The organism is Vibrio nigripulchritudo, assembly GCF_027924785.1.
Lineage (GTDB): Bacteria > Pseudomonadota > Gammaproteobacteria > Enterobacterales > Vibrionaceae > Vibrio > Vibrio nigripulchritudo.
In genome coordinates, this window is the sequence record NZ_AP027049.1 from 1,866,276 (window position 1) to 1,884,977 (window position 18,702).

General features: G+C 45.6%; 19 protein-coding genes. 14 read left to right on the forward strand and 5 right to left on the reverse strand.

Going from position 1 to position 18,702, the window contains the following annotated elements:
- Positions 1–4: 4 nt before the first annotated feature.
- From QMG91_RS08535 to QMG91_RS08550, 4 genes are all read left to right on the forward strand, one after another.
- Entirely contained in the window at positions 5–1,333 is a 1,329-nt protein-coding gene (locus QMG91_RS08535; protein WP_281870242.1) for a zonular occludens toxin domain-containing protein, read from the forward strand.
- Positions 1,333–2,520, forward strand: coding sequence for a hypothetical protein (locus tag QMG91_RS08540; RefSeq protein ID WP_281870243.1), 1,188 nt, complete (start codon positions 1,333–1,335; stop codon positions 2,518–2,520). The genes QMG91_RS08535 and QMG91_RS08540 overlap by 1 nt, the downstream gene beginning before the upstream one ends.
- A 19-nt stretch (positions 2,521–2,539) precedes the next feature.
- Positions 2,540–2,896 (forward strand): hypothetical protein, encoded by a 357-nt coding sequence (locus tag QMG91_RS08545; protein ID WP_281870244.1) that lies wholly within the window; start codon positions 2,540–2,542, stop codon positions 2,894–2,896.
- An 831-nt stretch (positions 2,897–3,727) separates the two neighbouring features.
- Complete coding sequence (locus QMG91_RS08550; protein WP_281870245.1) at positions 3,728–4,039, forward strand: hypothetical protein; 312 nt, start codon at positions 3,728–3,730, stop codon at positions 4,037–4,039.
- 29 nt (positions 4,040–4,068) lie between these two features.
- Here the strand turns inward: QMG91_RS08550 and QMG91_RS08555 are convergent, their stop codons facing one another.
- The 5 genes from QMG91_RS08555 to QMG91_RS08575 all read right to left on the reverse strand — a co-directional run bounded on the left by QMG91_RS08555 (position 4,069) and on the right by QMG91_RS08575 (position 9,270).
- Positions 4,069–4,461 carry a DUF3653 domain-containing protein gene (locus QMG91_RS08555; RefSeq protein ID WP_281870246.1) on the reverse strand — a complete coding sequence of 131 codons (393 nt, stop codon included), beginning with the start codon at positions 4,459–4,461 and terminating at the stop codon, positions 4,069–4,071.
- Positions 4,462–4,694: 233 nt separating this feature from the next.
- A complete protein-coding gene (locus QMG91_RS08560) occupies positions 4,695–5,414 on the reverse strand; it encodes a transglycosylase SLT domain-containing protein (protein WP_281830457.1) in 720 nt (239 codons plus the stop codon).
- Positions 5,415–5,542: 128 nt separating this feature from the next.
- Positions 5,543–7,609 (reverse strand): hybrid sensor histidine kinase/response regulator, encoded by a 2,067-nt coding sequence (locus QMG91_RS08565; protein WP_281830316.1) that lies wholly within the window; start codon positions 7,607–7,609, stop codon positions 5,543–5,545.
- Positions 7,609–8,808: an FIST signal transduction protein gene (locus QMG91_RS08570; protein WP_281830317.1), complete on the reverse strand. Its 1,200-nt coding sequence runs from the start codon at positions 8,806–8,808 to the stop codon at positions 7,609–7,611. The genes QMG91_RS08565 and QMG91_RS08570 overlap by 1 nt, the downstream gene beginning before the upstream one ends.
- A gap of 102 nt (positions 8,809–8,910) precedes the next feature.
- Positions 8,911–9,270 carry a hypothetical protein gene (locus QMG91_RS08575; protein WP_022550734.1) on the reverse strand — a complete coding sequence of 120 codons (360 nt, stop codon included), beginning with the start codon at positions 9,268–9,270 and terminating at the stop codon, positions 8,911–8,913.
- A 258-nt stretch (positions 9,271–9,528) separates the two neighbouring features.
- On the opposite strand from QMG91_RS08575, the gene ccoN reads away from it, so the two are divergent.
- The 10 genes from ccoN (at position 9,529) to uspE (ending at position 18,540) form a co-directional block, all read left to right on the forward strand.
- Positions 9,529–10,956, forward strand: coding sequence for a cytochrome-c oxidase, cbb3-type subunit I (gene ccoN / locus QMG91_RS08580; protein ID WP_022590816.1), 1,428 nt, complete (start codon positions 9,529–9,531; stop codon positions 10,954–10,956).
- Between the two features lie 12 nt (positions 10,957–10,968).
- Positions 10,969–11,589 carry a cytochrome-c oxidase, cbb3-type subunit II gene (ccoO, locus tag QMG91_RS08585; protein WP_281830318.1) on the forward strand — a complete coding sequence of 207 codons (621 nt, stop codon included), beginning with the start codon at positions 10,969–10,971 and terminating at the stop codon, positions 11,587–11,589.
- Between the two features lie 9 nt (positions 11,590–11,598).
- Positions 11,599–11,775, forward strand: a complete 177-nt coding sequence (locus QMG91_RS08590; protein ID WP_004402107.1) for a cbb3-type cytochrome oxidase subunit 3 — start codon at positions 11,599–11,601, stop codon at positions 11,773–11,775.
- The gene (ccoP, locus tag QMG91_RS08595) at positions 11,772–12,746 is read left to right on the forward strand and encodes a cytochrome-c oxidase, cbb3-type subunit III (protein WP_022590817.1); all 975 of its coding nucleotides are present in this window, start codon (positions 11,772–11,774) and stop codon (positions 12,744–12,746) included. The genes QMG91_RS08590 and ccoP overlap by 4 nt, the downstream gene beginning before the upstream one ends.
- Positions 12,747–12,825: 79 nt before the next feature.
- Positions 12,826–13,305, forward strand: a complete 480-nt coding sequence (locus tag QMG91_RS08600) for a FixH family protein (RefSeq protein WP_281830319.1) — start codon at positions 12,826–12,828, stop codon at positions 13,303–13,305.
- A gap of 4 nt (positions 13,306–13,309) precedes the next feature.
- A complete protein-coding gene (locus QMG91_RS08605) occupies positions 13,310–15,682 on the forward strand; it encodes a heavy metal translocating P-type ATPase (RefSeq protein WP_281830320.1) in 2,373 nt (790 codons plus the stop codon).
- Entirely contained in the window at positions 15,675–15,908 is a 234-nt protein-coding gene (gene ccoS / locus QMG91_RS28945; RefSeq protein WP_004403503.1) for a cbb3-type cytochrome oxidase assembly protein CcoS, read from the forward strand. The genes QMG91_RS08605 and ccoS overlap by 8 nt, the downstream gene beginning before the upstream one ends.
- A gap of 8 nt (positions 15,909–15,916) precedes the next feature.
- Positions 15,917–16,585 (forward strand): sulfite exporter TauE/SafE family protein, encoded by a 669-nt coding sequence (locus QMG91_RS08615; RefSeq protein WP_281830321.1) that lies wholly within the window; start codon positions 15,917–15,919, stop codon positions 16,583–16,585.
- 99 nt (positions 16,586–16,684) lie between these two features.
- Positions 16,685–17,431 (forward strand): FNR family transcription factor, encoded by a 747-nt coding sequence (locus QMG91_RS08620; RefSeq protein WP_004400333.1) that lies wholly within the window; start codon positions 16,685–16,687, stop codon positions 17,429–17,431.
- Between the two features lie 167 nt (positions 17,432–17,598).
- Positions 17,599–18,540, forward strand: coding sequence for a universal stress protein UspE (uspE, locus tag QMG91_RS08625; protein ID WP_004400331.1), 942 nt, complete (start codon positions 17,599–17,601; stop codon positions 18,538–18,540).
- Positions 18,541–18,702 lie beyond the last annotated feature (162 nt).

The window sequence follows — 18,702 nt, forward strand, 5'->3', positions numbered from 1 at the left end:
TAATATGTTACATGGATTCAGTGGCTCACCGGGTACGGGCAAGTCACTTAACGCAATCAAGTTCATCATTGAAAATGAGCACTTTGCCAATCGTCCGGTTTACTATCATGGCATACGTGTTCTGCTTCTTGATTATGATGCCTGTGACAGCTTTCAAGGCTGGCTCTACGGGGTTCACTACCCTGCGAACGAAAACAACACGGCGCTGAAAAACAAACTCAAGCGTATCGATAAAGAGCATCGTCTGGCTACGCTGGACGACTTCCCTTATCTCGCTTACGAATACAAACAGCATGACCCTGTTGCTCTCTGGCTGGCTTGGTTTAAAAAGGTCGCATCAAAGCAGCGTTTGGATCTGCTTAACGAGTCCCTCGAGGTACTAGGTATCTCTGAGGATGAGCTGACGGGCGAGCGAATCAAAGAAATGGGGCTCTCATGGACTCAGTTTCATGACCCGACTTTGATACACGAACTGCCGTCTGGCTCAGTCATATTGTGTGATGAGGTGCAAAATATCTGGGGGACGCGCCAGTCCTCCAAGACCCCACCGCCTGACGTGGAATTTGTCGCAACGCACCGCCATAACGGGCAAGACCTCGTCTATATATCTCAGGACTTCCGAGACGTTGACCAGTTCATCCGGAGGCGGATTGCGCACTATACGCATTTTGAGTTTCTTGGGGGCGACTGGTTAGAGCGCTATCACAACAACAACCTGTTTGACCCGTCATCCAAGGCAGACCTGCGCAAAGTAGGCAGTAACAAGGTGCTTCGGGATAAGAAGTTTTACGGGCTGTATCTGAGCTCTATCGACCACACTCAGAAAGTCGGTCTGTCTGCGTCCATGAAAAAGGCACTCAAAATGGGGGCGTTTGCGCTGCTGCTTCTGATTGGTGGGGTTGTTGGTGTATTTCAGACTCCCCTGTTTGCCAATGTCCTGTTTGACCCAGAGCCCGAAGAAACCACGCTAGAGGGTGGCGAAACATCGACCCAAACGACTCAGGGAGGCGCAACGCATAATCAGCCTATCGAGACCTACATATCCAAATACGTACCAAGACACACCGCTGTCCCTTGGTCAGCTCCGGTCTACGATTCCGCAACCCGTGAAGCGCAATCCTATCCTCGCCTGACCTGTGTCAAAACAACATCCAACTGTGAGTGCTTTACCCAGCAAATGACCAGCTACGACATTGAGGCAATGTACTGTGAAGTGATTGCAGAGAATGGATTCTTTGACCCGTTCCAGCCCAATGCAGATGGCAGGAAGCTCAAGAAATCCAACACCCAGGACAAGAAAGCCACACCAGAAAACGTAAAAGGAATATTCTAATGAGAGTGTTAGTTATTGTACTGCTGCTTATCACCTCTTCTGCTCATGCTCAGGTGTCGTCCAACTTGGCCGGCAAAACATTGGGTGAGTTCTTTCTGGTTGCATCAACCGTGTTTGATAAGACCATCATTGTTGACCCAGAGGTAAATGGCCAGGTAAAGGTTTATCGCGTGCAGAGCGCTGCAAACTTCCGCGATGTGTTCTTTAGTGTCATGCGAGCCCACAATCTGACTTACGTCGAGACCGATAGCGTGATTCGGGTTGCACCGCGCAACCAAATGAAATCCGGCGATATTGTCACAACCAAGACCTTCAAACTCAGGCACGTATCAGGCAAAGACATTGCCCCCTCTATCGCCAAATCGTTAGAGGTGCAGTCCTCCACGTGGAAAGTGCAAGGGGTGACGCACGTCGATTCCATTCTGGCGGATACCGTTCTTATGATTACCGCGCCCACGTCCATGCTCTCGAACGTGAGCAACTTGCTGTCTCATATCGATACGCCTCAGCACCAAGTTAAAATCACCGCTGTGATACTGGAGCATACCACCGGAGATGCCAAAGAGCGCACTGTGGATTTATCCGCTGGCGCTGGGGCGGTTCAGGTTGGCTTTAACGGGTCGCCTCTTAGTGTCACCAGTGCGCTGGCAAACTTTACAAGTAACAGTGCAGACCTCACCGCTTACGTGAAATGGATGGAGCAAAACGGGAAAACACAAATCCTGTCTAAGCCGTCGTTCACCGTGCTCAATGGTCGCTCTGGTTTGATTAGCGTCGGTCAGGAAGTCCCCTTTCTGACAGGGCAATATAAGCAAGATGGCGAATCCAGTGACAAGCCCTTTCAGACCATCGAGCGCAAAGATGTGGGGCTACTTCTGAACATCAAGCCAGTGATAGGCTCAGAGGGTGACATTACCCTGACCATCAATCAGGAACTCAGTCGGGTTGATAAGTCTGTGGAGGCTAGTGACATTGTCACAAGTAAGCGTCGAATTTCGACCACACTCAAGACCAAGTTTGGAGAAACAATTGCGTTGGCTGGCATGACATCCAATGAGAAGCAGACACTAGAGTCAAAAGTCCCTGTCCTTGGTGATATTCCCGTTCTCGGGCTCCTGTTCTCATCAGAAAGTGGGACTGAGAAAAGCAAAACATTGACTGTCCTGCTTAAGATAGAAAAAGCATAGATAAAGGGCGCAAATGCTTATGGGTGCGATGGTTCGGCACGAAACACGCACCATGAGCATTGCGCCTTATCCGGTCTTTCAAAAACTTAAATTGAATAATCAAAATTTGATTTTGATAAGTAGCCAGTATCGAGGTATAATAAATCAAAATGGAGATTTGATGATGCAAATTAAAGATTTGAAATTGTTATTTGATGCTGGTTCACTGAAAAAAGCCGTTGTTTGCCAGTCGCCTATGGGCAAAGGTTACCTATTGATGTGTGATAAGCATGTAATGCAAGCACAAAGAGGTGGAGAGAGAGTGTTTAAGACAATTGATGCGGCTGTCGAATCTGCTTCAAAGGTCGGCTTTGCTTCGGTTGAGGTGCAGCTCTAGCCCCGCAGGGATTAGGGCTCATCGCTACACATAAGGGGTTGATGCGGTTTGTCAGCCCGATACCCGCGAAGCGGTACACGATTAAGACTCTTGAAAAATCACCTCCTTTCTTGCTAGACCAACCCTCGCAGAGCCTTACAGCATCAGTGGGGCGCTCTCCTACTGGAACATGATATCTTTCAACAACAAAGCCTTGAGAGTGCCGAGCAAGGCGCAAATTTGGTCATCCCGTATAGTAATACGGGGTGAATAACTTCCCCCGTCCTCGCTCTTCTTGCATATGTACTTTCGTAAACTTACGGTTTAGACTAATACTGTTTATATATACAGTATTGGTGGGTTATGCCTTATATCAGGTACTTAAAAAATTGCAGTTCGAAAATTATTGACGATTCAGGTTGTGAGAAGCCACCTATCATCTTTCCAGTTACCGTAATTGAACCTAATGGTGAGGTGGAATTTGTACGTTTTAGCGGTTTCATTGATTCAATGGACGTACATTCAGATTCGACTCTGGTGAAGTTTACAAAGGTCTTGGGTTACAACCTTTCGAACTACGCATTGAAAGACTGGATTTACTTACCAAGAAATTCGGCTGTTATTGGCTGCTTCTATGCAGATGAATATAAGATCATTCTTTGGGATAAAGAGCCAAAGACTGTTCCCTATCAGGATGATTTTGCCGCTCGAACGCGGTCCGATAATGTGGTTTCGTTAAGTCGTTACAGTACTAGAACATAGAAATAGTGAGCCCTCTCGAATCCATTCGTAAATGATCTATTACTGTGTTTGTCCATGTGTTCAACTCTTTGAAAAATATAAGGGTTGGCTATGAAGAAAACAATAATAGTTCTGGTGCTCATGTCACTATCATTTGCTTTACGCGCGGATGATTCTGACAATAACCGAGTCGCGGCACAGATTAAGTATCAAGTCGAATGGGCGATTAAGCATTACTACGATGGGTCATATGGTTTTTGTGATGTCATGATTACTATGCGCCACAAGGGACGACATGCAATTGTCAAAAAGGTCTCTCATACTGGAAGCCGAGAATATTGCTCCTTTATTAAGAAGCAAATAAGAAAAGGCTCTAAGTATAGATATGATGTTGAGGAAAAATTGATTCAGCTTAGTTTCTAGAAATATGCCCTGCAATGCAGGGCTTTTTATTATGAGACTTTTATATTCTTCTGCGTAATATATCCTTTGGAAATAATTCGAGCATATTTCAACAGCTTTCTCTTTATTTCGATTTCCAAGTCTGTATTTATCTCTATTAATGCCAATCCGGTGATAAGTTGTTGAGGCGTCACTCTTTCACCATCTGGAAGAACGAGCCTGTTCCCTGTGATTTTAAAGCCTTCCCAATCCTTGTGATGGCTTAATTGCTTTTTTGCGTGATACCTCATTAAACGTCTGCACTCTTTTGGTATCGGAGAACCCCTATCCCATTTTTTGACTGTTCTCACACTTTTAAAACAAAGTTTTGCCGCTTCCTCTATCGATAGTCCGCATTCAAATTCCCGAAAACATATATTTTCTGTGTATTTTCTATTTTTCATGTCCCTAAACCAACTTAATATAAGGAGCATGAATAATATTAGAATTCTCATTAGTGAGAAATGACTGGGGTCTATTTAACATAACCATACCTAATAGTCATTTCTTTAATCAGAGATTAAGTAAATGACTATTAGCTTTAGTTCATTTGGGCTCTTGCATCTACAACTTCAACTTTGCATCGTGCCGTTGTCGTGTACATTAAACTCTTATTACGCGCACGAACGTTTTTGTTCTAGCAACACAAGTTGGATTGCAGTCCTTTTTCCAACTTGGTTCTGACTTGATATGAAGCGTCTGCTATGGTGATCTTCCCTGACTTTTTGCGGTCGAGTCCAGCGTTCTGGCGATAAGCGATTGTTCCTTTCTTGAATAAGACGTGAGACACCGGCTTTCCAATCGCTGCGGGATAAAGAATCGCCATGTACACATCTTCCAGTGAGCTCATTCTATTACAGTACGGTTTGAAATAAGCTTCGACATAGTCAAGTTGGTCTATAGCATTCATTCTAGCCAACTTTTTTGTGCATGTTCCCAATCCTTTTGCTGTCGCAGGCATAAACTGAATCAAACCGGTAGCTCCACTGCCCGCTCCATTTTTAATGGCTGGGCTGAATGTTTCTGCTGTTTCGAATGCCATACAAGCCATTAGGAAGTTAGGATCGATATTAATGCGCTTACTTATCTCTTCGACTTTGACTCGAAATTCAGGTGAAACTTTCTCTCCCCAGGCGAGCTTTCCTGATGCGCGATAAGTTTTTGATACCGGTGGCTTTCTGCTATTTGAACGGCTTGATGTAAATGGGATGACTTTTAAGAATTTTTGAACTTGCGACTGGATCCGCTTGGGAAAGGAAAAAAACTTGTCTATTTTGCGTTGAAGCTTTTTAACTTTTAATAGTTTGTACAATAACCTGGAAATGGCTTTCACGATACAACCTTTCTGGGAAAACACAGCAGAACAGTAATTCATTTGATTGGCTTTTGATATCAACCTTGGATGTTGAGTACAAAAGCGTGAAATGAATCACTGTGCGTTGTAAGCAAAGGCTAAGGCGTGTAACTAAACGCAAATATTGTCGTTTAGCAGTAGGCTTTTAAGATTTCCTGTATGTCTTTTGCTCTGATTGGTTTGGCGACAAATTTGTCCATGCCAGCCGCAAGACATTGGTCTTTGTCGGTATTCATTGCGTGCGCGGTTAGCGCAATGATGGGTAGCGTTACCCCTTGTTTGCGAAGTACTTTGGTGGCAGCCAGTCCGTCCATTTCTGGCATCGAGATGTCCATGAATATTACATCCAGGTTGTTCTGGTTTTTCTCGACATGCTCAACGGCTGCAACCCCATTAGGCACAATGTGGACGCTGTGACCAAGATTAGATAGCATCAGTTTTATCACCATCTGGTTTGCTGGGCTGTCTTCTGCAACAAGAATGTTCAGTTTGTTCTGAGAATGGATAACGTCGCTGTTGCTGGCGTTTTTACTTACATCACTTTTGGAGCCGATTATCGGTAAGGTTACGGTGAACTTGCTGCCTTGGTGGCGTGCGCTGTTTACTGTGATATCACCGCCTAGTAATCTGGCGAGCTGCTTAGATATTGCAAGCCCTAGCCCTGTGCCACCGTATTTTCGGGTTATCGAACCATCGGCTTGGACAAATGGTTTAAACAGCTTCTCTAGTACGGAATCATCCATTCCAATACCAGTATCGGCAACCTGTATCACCAACGTTTGATTGCCCTGCGTGCGAACATCGACGTTGATCTCTCCCGACTCTGTAAACTTGACGGCATTGCCAACCAGATTAAACAGAATCTGCGACAACCTGGTCGAATCGGTGTGAATTTCTTTAGGAATGTCTTCTGCTAGATTCAGAGAGAGCTGTAGGTTTTTATCGCTGGCAAGTGACTGATAATGCTGCAGGTTTCCTGTGACAATGTCACGTATGATGACGTTCTTTGTATCCAGCTCAAAGCTGCCCGACTCTATTTTTGACAGATCGAGTACGTCGCTGATAATGGCGAGCAAGAGCTCAGCGGATGACTCCATCATCCTTAAAACGTCGGTATTGTTTTTGTTGGTGCACTTGGAAAGCTGAACATCTATCAGCCCAAGAATTGCATTCAGAGGCGTTCGGATTTCATGGCTCATCATTGCAAGGAATTGGGATTTTGCCTGATTGGCTTTTTCCGCCTCCATTCTTGCACGTTGCAGCTCAAGGTAACGCTGCTTACTCTGAGAGATATCTTTTACCGTACCACGGTAGCCGAAGAATTCGCCTTCTAAATCGTAAAGAGGAGCGCCGCTTATACTTAGCCAAATCCCTTCTTCTTGGTTGTAGCACCATTCTAAATCGCGTATTGGTTGACGTGATTCCATTGCCGCATTGAGCTTTTCAAGCTCTGGAATGTCGCCCAACATGGCTTGAATACACTGACCGTGATAATCCACTTTGATAGGTGAAATATCAGAGATGTAAGTGACGCGGTAACTACTGTTGGTCTCCCACAGACAATCCCCTACACTGTTAGCGAAGTCTCGGAATCGCTCCCGGTTTTGTCTGAGTTCACTGGTTCGGGTTGCGACCAAAGACTGCAATTTCTCTTTGTAGTCGATATCAATAACAGCCCGTTCAATAAGCGGTATCAGTCTGGCGAGAATATCCTTACAGGCAACGGAGAACTGCCCCTTGCGGTTGCCAATGAACAGAATCACCGACTGACTGGCTTCAGATTCTACGCCTGTCATCAGTAGAGATTTGACCTGATCTTGCAGGATGGAGTTGAAATGGCTGAATTGCAGCAGAGACTCTGGCTGGTAGATGATGATGCTTTCACCCAGAATAGCGCGGTCGAGTTTGTCGTCCTGTTGCCATTCCTGGTCGCGAAATACCTTGTTGGTGCTCAGCAGAGTCTGAAAAGCCGTTTCCCCTGGACTGCGGGAAAGTACGATGGCATCTTCAAAATGGATGTATTTGCGCAGAACCGTAAGCAGACCATTAAATATCTGGTGTTTGTTGCTTGCCCCCGTCATCGATGAGAGAGAGGCAAGGATCGCTCTGTTTTCATCAAGCAGTTTTTGTTCTTTTTCTTTGCTTTTTTGTAATTCAAAAAGGGCTTCTTGGAGCTGCTCTTTATCAAAAGCGTTCATTAGACTCTCTTACTTTGATGAAACACAACGGAAGACACCATAAGGTTGCCGTGCGCATTTATACCGTTTTCAAACCTACCCTGTTCGCCATACGTGAATGGGCAGATAAAAGGTTGATTCTTAAGTGCACTGTGTACCTGTTCGCACACTGTATTCATTGCACTTTCTATGTGAAGCATGGATCCCGCGCAGAATATGTTGATGGCTCCTAACGGTTCGCCCATATCAATACACGCATCATTAGTTAACTGAATGACTTTGCCAGCCCGGCTGATGAGTCGTTCTTTGGAACCCGTCATGAGGTGGACACGTTCGCCTTCTGCGATTTCTGTAAACAGCTCTATCCCTTCCCCATTGCTGGAAGTTTTCACTGGATGAGACAATTTGTAGATCGGCTGATAATCGATGCTGCCAACGATTCTTCCTAATGGAAATAAGTTGGTGGTGGCAAACAGGCTTTGTTCATCGACAATGTGATTGCCAAGCGACTGGCACCATGTCTGATAAACGTCTAGTGCGGGTTTGTGGTCTATTTCAAGTATGGAGCGGTGCCCTACTTTCGTAACTTCTCCGCTGACACCAGTTGTGGAATAGCCTGTGTGGAACCCGGTTTCGCAAGGTGACGAAGGAAACAACACCGAAATGGATATTCCTTCCTGAGATGTGGCTTGCTCGGTGAATACGTGCCATTTGCCTTCAAGTGAGTGATCGGCGGCACTGCCACCAATAAGAGGCACTAGTGTGCCAAACTCTTGGTAGATGGCGTCGATAACTGGTTCTTCAAACCCTGGGGTTGCATGCACAATAATAAGGCTTGGCAGTTCGCCAACTCTTCCGCTGTTCTGAATGGCTTCTCTCAATACCTTTTTGGTGTTTTGCGCAGCCGAGGTCAGGCAGCCGTCGCTTATCCCTGTTCCATAAGCTGAAGTACTCTGAGAGTCGGCAAGTATCATAAGCCCGACAACGGGTCCTCTATGGAACCCCTTTTCTGTCAAAATGCCACGGCAGGACGTACATCCTTGAATCGGGGTATCCGGAAACTGTTGAGTCAGCTGATTTTTAAGTGCTTTGGCGGAGTATTCTTCAGTGAAGTAGCAAAGAATGAGAGATGGGTAGATATCGTCAGGAATTTGCGAACTCAGATCAATTACAGCTTCAGATTCATCAGAGCAATGGGAAAACGCGGATATCAACTTCATTTTTTACGGTATGAAACAAGTAACTAATTCTATTTTGTTTTATACAGGAATAAACGGTTCACCGCATCTATTTATTACCAATTGCTCAATAATATGAGAGCGCTATTTTTCTTTATGAATGACCTTCACATAATCCCCGTTTTCTTTATTTGTTATCAAAATGTGATCATATTTTTGTTGTTTGGAAATTAACCAGTTTGAATTATTTTTATCCGCACTAACTATATTGTTATTAACAGATACGCGAAACTTATCAGAGTCACCTACAATATAGATGTCATGTTCGGTAACGCGTATTTCGAATGGTTGCTTGTTTAGTGAAAATTGGCATGTCTTAACCACACAATTGATAATGTTTCCTTGATCTTGATCAAGTGTGCGCCACGTAAATGCTGCTATTAAAATCAATAACATGACGACAATTTGAGTGAGTCGGGCTGGTGTTAATTTCTGTGCAGGCATTTAAGTTTTTCCTCTATGTAACAAACTTCAAATTTTTAACAATTAGTTGAATGACCGGAGTATAAGTGAGGTTAATTTCCTGTCATTGATATGTTAGTTCCAGTATAGTGGCACATTGAAAATGCCGCTTTTTATTAAAATCGTTAAAAGGAATTAACAGTATGAAAAAACGACAATTCCTCGACCGATTTGGTGGCATTACGACAAATGTCGTGTTGGAAGCAAAAGTGTAGTTAATAAAAATTTGGAAGCATGCAAATGAGCCAAGAAAAGCAGCTAGAACAAAACTACAACTATACGGTCGTTCGGCAGTTTACCTTAGTTACCATACTCTGGGGAATTGTCGGAATGGCAGTTGGTGTTTTGATCGCCGCTCAATTAGTCTGGCCACAGCTTAACTTTGATACGCCGTGGTTGACGTACAGTCGCTTACGTCCTCTCCATACTAATGCGGTTATTTTTGCGTTTGGTACTAGCGCCCTTTTTGCAACGTCCTATTACGTTGTGCAGCGTACGTGTCAAACTCGTTTATTCGGTGGTCCTCTTGTCGCCTTTACCTTCTGGGGATGGCAGGCAATTATCTTAGCCGCTGCAATTACTCTGCCTTTGGGTTATACCTCGGGTAAAGAATATGCAGAGCTTGAGTGGCCTATCGATATCGCAATCGCCCTTGTTTGGGTTGCCTATGCCGTCGTATTCTTCGGTACTTTAATCAAGCGAAAGACCTCTCATATTTACGTAGCAAACTGGTTCTTCGGTGCCTTTATTATTACTGTCGCGGTTCTTCATATCGTGAACAGTATGGCCATTCCAGTTGCAATGGGTAAATCTTATTCTATTTACTCCGGTGCCGTCGATGCGATGGTACAGTGGTGGTACGGTCACAACGCCGTAGGTTTCCTTCTTACCGCAGGTTTCCTTGGCATGATGTATTACTTCGTTCCAAAGCAAGCTGAACGACCAGTTTATTCTTACCGTTTGTCTATCGTTCACTTTTGGGCACTGATTTCTCTTTACATCTGGGCTGGTCCTCACCACCTACATTACACAGCACTACCCGACTGGACTCAGTCTTTGGGTATGGTGATGTCTCTGGTTCTGTTTGCTCCATCCTGGGGTGGCATGATCAACGGTATTATGACTCTGTCTGGTGCGTGGCATAAACTTCGCCATGACCCTATCCTTCGATTCCTGATCGTTTCGCTGTCTTTCTACGGCATGTCGACGTTCGAAGGCCCTATGATGTCTATTAAGACGGTCAACGCACTTTCTCACTACACCGACTGGACAATCGGTCACGTACACTCTGGTGCACTTGGCTGGGTTGCGATGGTTTCTATCGGTTCGGTTTACCACCTGATTCCGAAACTGTTCGGTCAGGAGCGTATGTACTCGGTTAGCCTGATCAACACGCATTTCTGGTTGGCAACTATTGGTACGGTTCTATACATCGTCGCAATGTGGATCTCTGGTGTAATGCAAGGTCTGATGTGGCGTGCGGTTAACTCCGACGGTACGCTAACTTACAGCTTCGTTGAATCTGTAGAGCAATCTTACCCGTTCTACTTTGTTCGTTTCCTTGGTGGTTTCATCTTCTTGGCTGGTATGTTCTTAATGGCATACAACGCTTATAAGACAATCACTGCCCCTAAAGACAGCTTAAAAGCTGTAGCGCAACCGGCATAAGGAGATTGACTAATGAGTTCGAATTCAAATAACCGCCACGAGATTGTTGAGAAGAACGTTGGTCTGATGGCCATCTTGATTGTCTTCGCAATCAGTCTGGGTGCGTTGGTAGAGATTACTCCGTTGATTTTCCAAGATCAGACAACAAAACCTGTTCAGAATCTTCGCCCGTACAGTGCGTTAGAAATGGAAGGTCGTGACATCTACATCCGCGAAGGGTGTAACGTTTGTCATAGCCAGATGATTCGTCCGTTCCGTGCTGAAACTGAGCGTTACGGTCACTACTCCATTGCTGGTGAAAGTGTTTGGGAACACCCATTCTTGTGGGGTTCCAAACGTACTGGACCTGATTTGGCACGTGTGGGTGGTCGTTACTCCGATGAGTGGCACCGCGTTCACTTGATCGACCCTCGCGAGTTGGTACCAGAGTCCAACATGCCAGGCTTCCCTTGGCTGGAAGAAAATATATTAGATGGCAAACTGACTCAGAAGAAGATGACAGTCTTCCGTGATCAATTTGGCGTTCCTTACACCGACGATCAAATCGCAAATGCAAAACAAGACGTAGAAGGTAAAACAGAGATGGATGCCATCATTGCTTATCTTCAATCTCTTGGTCATGCGATGAAGTAAGGGGGAATTATGGATATCGGTACTATTCATAGTATATGGACCATAGTGTTGTTCGTTAGCTTTTTAGGCGTGGTTTGGTGGGCTTACGGTAAAAGCCGCAAAGAACGTTTTGAAGAAGATGCAAACCTGGTGTTTGCCGACGAGCAGAAACCCTCTGAAAGTGACGAAGGAGTGACCAAAGAATGAATACGTTTTGGAGTCTCTGGGTAATTGTTATTACCGTTGGTACGTTGCTGGGTTGTGCTGCCCTACTTTACTGGTGTGTAAAGGACAAAATGGGTGTGGAAGATGGTGTTGATATGGGGCACGAATACGATGGTATTCGCGAACTGAACAACCCCCTTCCGAAGTGGTGGACGTATCTGTTTGTAAGCACCTTTGTGTTTGCTGTTATTTATCTGGCTTTGTTTCCGGGTTTAGGTAACTTCAAAGGTTTTCTGGGTTGGCAGAGTTCCGACCAAACTGTAACAACGATTCAGGAATCTCGTGATCGAATCGCGCAAGCGCAAAAAGACAAGCGACTGGATCAATACGCTAAAGAGCTGGACGATGCTGACACCTACTTTGGTGAAGCGTTCCGCAAACTGGCATACAACGAAGCGGGTGAACTGAACGACATTCCCGAAATCGCTAAAAATGAAGAAGCGATTAAGGTTGGTCAGCGTTTGTTCCTGCAGAACTGTTCGCAGTGTCACGGGTCGGATGCTCGTGGTCAGAAAGGTTTCCCTAACCTTGCTGACAATGCGTGGCTATACGGCGGTGAGCCTCAGGCTATCGTTAACACTGTAATGAACGGTCGTATCGGTGCGATGCCAGCTTGGGGCGAATCGTTCGGCGAGCAAGGCGTACGTGAAGTTGTCACCTACACCTTGAGCTTATCTGGTCGTAAAGTGAATGCACGTGAAGCCGCGGCAGGTAAAGCGCGCTTTGCAGCATGTGCAGCGTGTCATGGTACAGATGGTAAAGGTAACCCAGCGTTTGGTGCTCCTGATCTGACTGACCAGATATGGTTGTTCGGTGATACACGTGCCGACATCACTGAGACGGTTATGTACGGTCGTCAGGGTGTGATGCCAGCTTGGAAAGACATTCTGGGCGAAGACAAAGTTCAGCTTGTTTCTGCTTATGTCTGGAGCCTGACTAACTCAGACAAATAGTACATATCTATACAGCCCCTTTTCATGGGGCTGTCTTTTCTTTAAGTTAAATCTATATTCCGTTGTTGAGAATTTTTCTATGGTAAAGCCTTGGTATAAACAGTTTTGGCCGTGGTTCCTGATCGCGCTTCCAGCTACCGTTGTTGTGGCAAGTTTCGTCACGCTTGGTATTTTTTCTAAAAACTCTGTGTCTCTGGTTGCCGAGGATTACTATAAAAAAGGAAAAGGTATCAATATCGATATCTCGAAACAGAATGTGGCAAAAGATTTAGGGTTAACCGCAAGCGTCTCAACCAGCGGTGACCGAATCATTGTGGACTTTAACAAAGGGGAACTGGATCATTTTCCTGCACTTATCGTGACATTTTCTCACCGTACTCTGGCCGACAGAGACTTTTCTCAAACCTTATCTGCCAATGGTCGTGGTCAGTATGGTTTTAGCCTTGATAACGAAATTCAGGGCCCTTGGTTTGTAGAAGTAGAGCCTCACAACAAAGAATGGCTCATTCAGGGCAAAGTCACATTCCCTTCCCAAGCTCCGACGCAACTAGGTAACTGAATCGATGACAAAAGAGTGTTACCACTGTGGTGAAGAAGTACCAGCCAACACTGAGTTTAAAGTCGAAATTTTAGGGGAAGAGCGCGATATGTGCTGCCCCGGTTGCGAATCCGTCGCCCAAACCATCGTTGATAGCGGTTTGGTTTCTTATTACCAATACCGAACTGCCCCTGCAGAAAAAGCCGATTTAGTTCCAGAGCAACTTAGAAACCTGATTCACTATGACAATGAGGAAGTGCAGTCTGAGTTTGTGCGTCAGTCAGAACATCAGTCAGAAGTGACATTGTCACTCGAAGGAGTGTCTTGTGCTGCCTGTGCTTGGCTGATTGAGAAACAGCTGGTGAACCAGCAAGGTGTGTTGTCGATTCGCGTTAACACAACCACCAACCGAGCCATACTGGCATGGGACAAGTCCAAAGCAAAACTGAGCGACTTACTGGCAACAGTACACCAGTTGGGATACAAAGCGGCACCATTCGAAGCGGATCAGCAGGAAGCCAGTTACCACCGAGCGATGAAGCAGTACCTTTACCGCTTGGGGATCGCAGGTTTAGCCACCATGCAGGTGATGATGCTTGCTGTCGCACTTTACCTTGAAGTGTTCGGGGATCTTGATGCCGAGTTCAAACAGTACTTCCGCGTTGTGAGCCTTATTTTTGCCACACCTGTTCTGCTCTACTCTGCTCTGCCTTTTTACATGAATGCCTGGCGCAGTTTGAAAGGACGAACACTGGGTATGGACGTGCCTGTATCACTTGCGCTTATCTTTGCCTATATCGCCAGCCTAGTCGCAACGGTTACTGAGCAAGGTGAAGTCTTTTTCGAATCCATTACCATGTTCACTTTCTTCCTTCTATTAGGAAGATTCCTGGAGATGCGTGCCCGGAGAAAAGCCGCCGCTGCCAGCGCAAACCTGCTAAAACTGATTCCCTCTATGGCGACCAAGTTGGATGGTTCACAACTGCCAGTAAAAAGTCTGAAAATTGGTGATCAGGTTAGAGTGTTACCCGGTGAACATATTCCAGCAGATGGCGTTATTCTGAATGGTCGTGTCCATATTGATGAATCCATGCTGACAGGCGAGTCCATTCCCGTTGTGAAAAAGCAAGGCGATATGGTCTTTGCCGGGACGTTAAACGGTGAAGAATCTTTCGACTTGGAAGTGAACACCAGTAAAGCCAACTCGATGATTTCCAACATCGTGCGCCTTCAGGATGAAGCGCAGATGTCCAAGCCTAAAATTGCTGAGATTGCGGATGTGGTTGCCCGCTACTTTGTGGCAGCCATTTTGATCATTGCAGCAGGCACCTGGGCGTACTGGCATCAGACTAAACCCGATGATGCGTTCTGGATTATGCTTGCCGTGTTAGTTGCGACCTGCCCTTGTGCGCTTTCACTTGCAACGCCAACAGCGATAACCTGCGCAACTTCCCGGATGGGGAACCTTGGTATTCTTCTTCGCAAAGGTCACGTTTTCGAAACCTTATGCAAAGTTAACCATTTGGTGGTGGACAAAACGGGAACGCTCACCGAAGGTAACATTCAGATAGATCGAACCGAAGTGTTGAGCGAGCAACTCACTGAACAGGAGTGTCTCGCTGTCGCAGCTTCACTAGAGCGGCACGCCAATCACCCGATTGCTAAAGCGTTCAAAACCTTTGCTGAAGAAGGCGTTGAAGTGACCAATGTTGAAAACCGAATTGGCTTCGGCATTGTAGGCGAGTATCAAAACGCATCCTGCAAAATAGGTAGTGCTGCGTTTGTACTCGGTGAAGAAGTAAATGCCTCACAACCTTGCGTTTATCTCTCTCTAGACAATCAGCACGTTGCCACTTTCTACTATCACGACCCTATTCGTAAGCAAAGCCAGACATTGGTTTCAAAACTTGCTGAAGCTGGTATTAAAACCACGCTGCTGACTGGCGACTCGATGGCAAATGCAAAACCTGTTGCTGAAGAAATTGGGATTGAATCTGTGGTTGCTGGTGCGACACCGGAAGACAAGCTTGCGTTCCTTTCAACACTTGATGACAACGAAGTCTCCCTAATGATTGGTGATGGGATTAACGATGCCCCTACACTTGCCGGTGCGCACCTTTCTGTAGCAATGGGTGGAGGTGCGGATGTGGCTAAGTCGTCCGCCGATATGGTGTTACTGGGTGACAAACTGGATAAATTGATTGAAGCACGTTCACTCGCCCTCAAAACACGCAAAATTATTAGAGAAAATCTTGCGTGGTCGCTAGGATACAACTTATTGATTTTGCCCTTGGCAGTCGCGGGCTTAGTTGCTCCTTATATTGCCGTCGTCGGCATGTCTGCCAGTTCCATCATTGTTGTTACTAACTCACTCAGGTTGCTCAAAGAAAATGGCTAGTCTTTATATATTGATCCCGATTGCGATTGTTCTTGTCTGCCTGGCAGTTGCCGTTTTCTTGTGGGCGGTAAAAAGCGAACAATTTGAAGATCTGGAACGTCAGGGACACAGCATTTTGTTTGATGAAGATGAAACGAATGACAAGCCGGAAGACAAAAATGCTCGAAGCCACATTGATCAAAATAGAAATGATCAAAATAGCAATGCTCAAAGTAGTAAAGAGTAACGGTATTTATGGCTGATTGGTTAGGGGCACTGATCATCGGTATTTTAGGAGCTGGTCACTGCATGGGAATGTGTGGTGGCATCGCTTCCGCAGTCGCAGTAGGTAACCCGAATTCAACTCGTACTCTGCTTATCACCCTGTTTTATAACCTTGGCCGTCTGTCCTCCTACGCCGTAACTGGTGCGGTGATTGGTGGCGCGGTGTCGTCAATAGCACAGTTTTCAGACTTTAACCTCGCCCTCACTTACCTGCGTTTGGTGTCGGCTGTGTTTATGGTTTTACTGGGTTTATACATTGCGAAATGGTGGCAGGGTTTGCTGGTGGTCGAAAAACTGGGGCAAGGTATATGGAAGTTCGTATCCCCTGTCGGTCAGAAGCTATTACCACTGCGATCCCCTCTTCACGCACTGCCATTCGGATTTGTCTGGGGATGGCTGCCTTGTGGGTTAGTTTATTCAACCCTCACCTGGGCAGCGGTATCTGGCAGTGCACTTGATGGTGCCGTAATTATGTTTTCATTCGGGCTTGGCACCTTACCCGCCATGCTTTTAGTCGGCATGAGCGCGGTGAAATTTCAGAAGTGGCAAAGAAATGAAACGTTCCGACAGTGTGGCGCAATCATACTGATTGCTTATGGGTTATACACTGGTTACGATGCGTTCACGTTACTTTCATAAATTGTCACATCCCTTTGTTTCGATAAATCTTTTTTCACTACCCTTTAGTATTAGGAAGTGTTAAAATATTGATGTATATCAAAATAGCGTTTGGAAGTTATGATTTCAGATAAGCCAGCAACAAAAAGAGTTCAGTCCGGTGGATGTGCCATTCACTGCCAAGATTGTAGTATTAGCCAACTTTGTATTCCTTTCACTCTCAATGAATCTGAGCTTGACCAATTAGACGAAATCATTGAGCGAAAGAAACCTATCCAGAAAGGTCAGGAAATCTTTAAAGCCGGTGATGAACTTAAATCACTGTATGCTATCCGCTCCGGCACTATCAAAAGCTACACCATCACAGAACAAGGCGACGAACAAATTACTGCTTTCCACCTGGCAGGTGATTTAGTCGGCTTTGACGCCATTACTGACGACTCTCACCCGAGCTTCGCACAAGCGCTAGAAACCTCAATGGTTTGTGAGATTCCATACGAAACCCTCGACGACCTTGCTGGTAAAATGCCTAAGTTACGTCAGCAGATCATGCGTCTGATGAGTAATGAAATCAAAGGCGATCAGGAAATGATCCTGCTGCTATCCAAGAAGAACGCTGAAGAGAGACTGGCTGCATTTTTGTATAACCTTTCTACTCGTTTCTCTCAACGTGGATTCAGCCCGCGCGAGTTCCGTCTAACCATGACGCGTGGCGATATTGGTAACTATCTTGGTCTGACGGTTGAAACCATTAGCCGCCTGTTAGGTCGCTTCCAGAAAGCTGAAATGCTGAGTGTTAAAGGCAAGTACATCACTATTCTTGATCACGACGCACTGCAAGAATTAGCGGGCGTTTCTGCTGAATAACCAGCTCTCAATCCTAATTGTTGAACCTCGGTTCCATGAAGTGGCTCAGTTCTGAGCCACTTCATATTTCTCTTCTAATAATCTCTGTTTTCCTAAATTTTTCTGCTCTACTAAGCTACAGTTAACTTAAACCATGCCTCTAACCTTTTGGTTTCTAAGGAGCTGTTATGAGTATTTACAATAAGATCCTCGTTGTTGCTGATGTTAATAGCGATCAGCAGCCAGCACTGGCCCGGGCGATTCAGCTGAGTGAAAGTAGTCGTTCTGAAAGCCACATCACGTTCTTCTTATCGATTTACGATTTCTCCTATGAAATGACTTCCATGCTTTCCGTAGACGAGAGAGACGCAATGAGACGTGGCGTTATTCAGCAACGCGAAGCCTGGATGGAAGAAGTGGCTGAACCTTACCTCAATGAGTCCGTTAAACTGGACATCAAGGTGGTTTGGCATAATCGCCCTTATGAAGCGATCATCGGTGAAGTATTTGCAGGTGAGCATGAAATCGTAGTTAAGGCGACTCGTAAACATGACGTATTGGAGTCGGTGATCTTTACTCCAACCGACTGGCATATCTTACGCAAGTGCCCCTGCCCTGTACTTTTAGTGAAGAACCACGACTGGCCCGTAAACGGTAATGTTATGGCGTCTGTCCATGTTTCATCTGAAAACCCGACTCACCAAGACCTGAACGACGCAATGGTTGAGCAACTGCAGGACATTAGCGGTCGCTTGAACGCTCAATATGTTCTTGTTAATGCCTACCCTGTGACGCCAGCGAACATCACCATAGAGCTGCCTGAGTTTGATCCAACCACTTACAGCGACGCGGTACGTGGTCATCACCTTACGGCAATGAAAGCATTAAGGCAGAAACACGGAATTGATGAGAGCAATACACGAGTTGAGCAAGGTCTGCCAGAAGAAGTGATTCCCAAAATCGTAGATGAACTGGATGCGGGTTTGGTTATTCTGGGAACGACAGGTCGAACGGGCTTGTCGGCCGTTTTCATCGGTAATACGGCAGAACACGTTATTGATAAGATTAATTGCGATGTTCTGGCGTTAAAACCAAAGGGCTATATCAGCCCGCTGGATCCGAATCAGTAACAAATTACTTCTCAGATAAAACAGGCAAGCCATTGGCTTGCCTGTTTTGTTTCTATACTTTTAGTTCGCTATGCCTTTCGCACCTTAAAACACTGGCATCTAGCGCGGATATCCGTATTATACGCACTTCAATTTCTTGTCGAGATAACAACAGAAAAAGCT

Excerpts from the sequence above, each read along its gene's own strand:
- ccoS (WP_004403503.1), top strand. The coding sequence starts at position 15,675 with ATGGCTAGTCTTTATATATTGATCCCGATTGCGATTGTTCTTGTCTGC.
- ccoN (WP_022590816.1), top strand. The coding sequence starts at position 9,529 with ATGAGCCAAGAAAAGCAGCTAGAACAAAACTACAACTATACGGTCGTT.
- QMG91_RS08575 (WP_022550734.1), bottom strand. The coding sequence starts at position 9,270 with ATGCCTGCACAGAAATTAACACCAGCCCGACTCACTCAAATTGTCGTC.
- QMG91_RS08535 (WP_281870242.1), top strand. The coding sequence starts at position 5 with ATGTTACATGGATTCAGTGGCTCACCGGGTACGGGCAAGTCACTTAAC.
- QMG91_RS08615 (WP_281830321.1), top strand. The coding sequence starts at position 15,917 with ATGGCTGATTGGTTAGGGGCACTGATCATCGGTATTTTAGGAGCTGGT.
- QMG91_RS08550 (WP_281870245.1), top strand. The coding sequence starts at position 3,728 with ATGAAGAAAACAATAATAGTTCTGGTGCTCATGTCACTATCATTTGCT.
- QMG91_RS08545 (WP_281870244.1), top strand. The coding sequence starts at position 2,540 with ATGGGTGCGATGGTTCGGCACGAAACACGCACCATGAGCATTGCGCCT.
- ccoP (WP_022590817.1), top strand. The coding sequence starts at position 11,772 with ATGAATACGTTTTGGAGTCTCTGGGTAATTGTTATTACCGTTGGTACG.
- ccoO (WP_281830318.1), top strand. The coding sequence starts at position 10,969 with ATGAGTTCGAATTCAAATAACCGCCACGAGATTGTTGAGAAGAACGTT.
- QMG91_RS08555 (WP_281870246.1), bottom strand. The coding sequence starts at position 4,461 with ATGAAAAATAGAAAATACACAGAAAATATATGTTTTCGGGAATTTGAA.
- QMG91_RS08540 (WP_281870243.1), top strand. The coding sequence starts at position 1,333 with ATGAGAGTGTTAGTTATTGTACTGCTGCTTATCACCTCTTCTGCTCAT.
- uspE (WP_004400331.1), top strand. The coding sequence starts at position 17,599 with ATGAGTATTTACAATAAGATCCTCGTTGTTGCTGATGTTAATAGCGAT.
- QMG91_RS08620 (WP_004400333.1), top strand. The coding sequence starts at position 16,685 with ATGATTTCAGATAAGCCAGCAACAAAAAGAGTTCAGTCCGGTGGATGT.
- QMG91_RS08600 (WP_281830319.1), top strand. The coding sequence starts at position 12,826 with ATGGTAAAGCCTTGGTATAAACAGTTTTGGCCGTGGTTCCTGATCGCG.
- QMG91_RS08565 (WP_281830316.1), bottom strand. The coding sequence starts at position 7,609 with ATGAACGCTTTTGATAAAGAGCAGCTCCAAGAAGCCCTTTTTGAATTA.
- QMG91_RS08590 (WP_004402107.1), top strand. The coding sequence starts at position 11,599 with ATGGATATCGGTACTATTCATAGTATATGGACCATAGTGTTGTTCGTT.
- QMG91_RS08570 (WP_281830317.1), bottom strand. The coding sequence starts at position 8,808 with ATGAAGTTGATATCCGCGTTTTCCCATTGCTCTGATGAATCTGAAGCT.
- QMG91_RS08605 (WP_281830320.1), top strand. The coding sequence starts at position 13,310 with ATGACAAAAGAGTGTTACCACTGTGGTGAAGAAGTACCAGCCAACACT.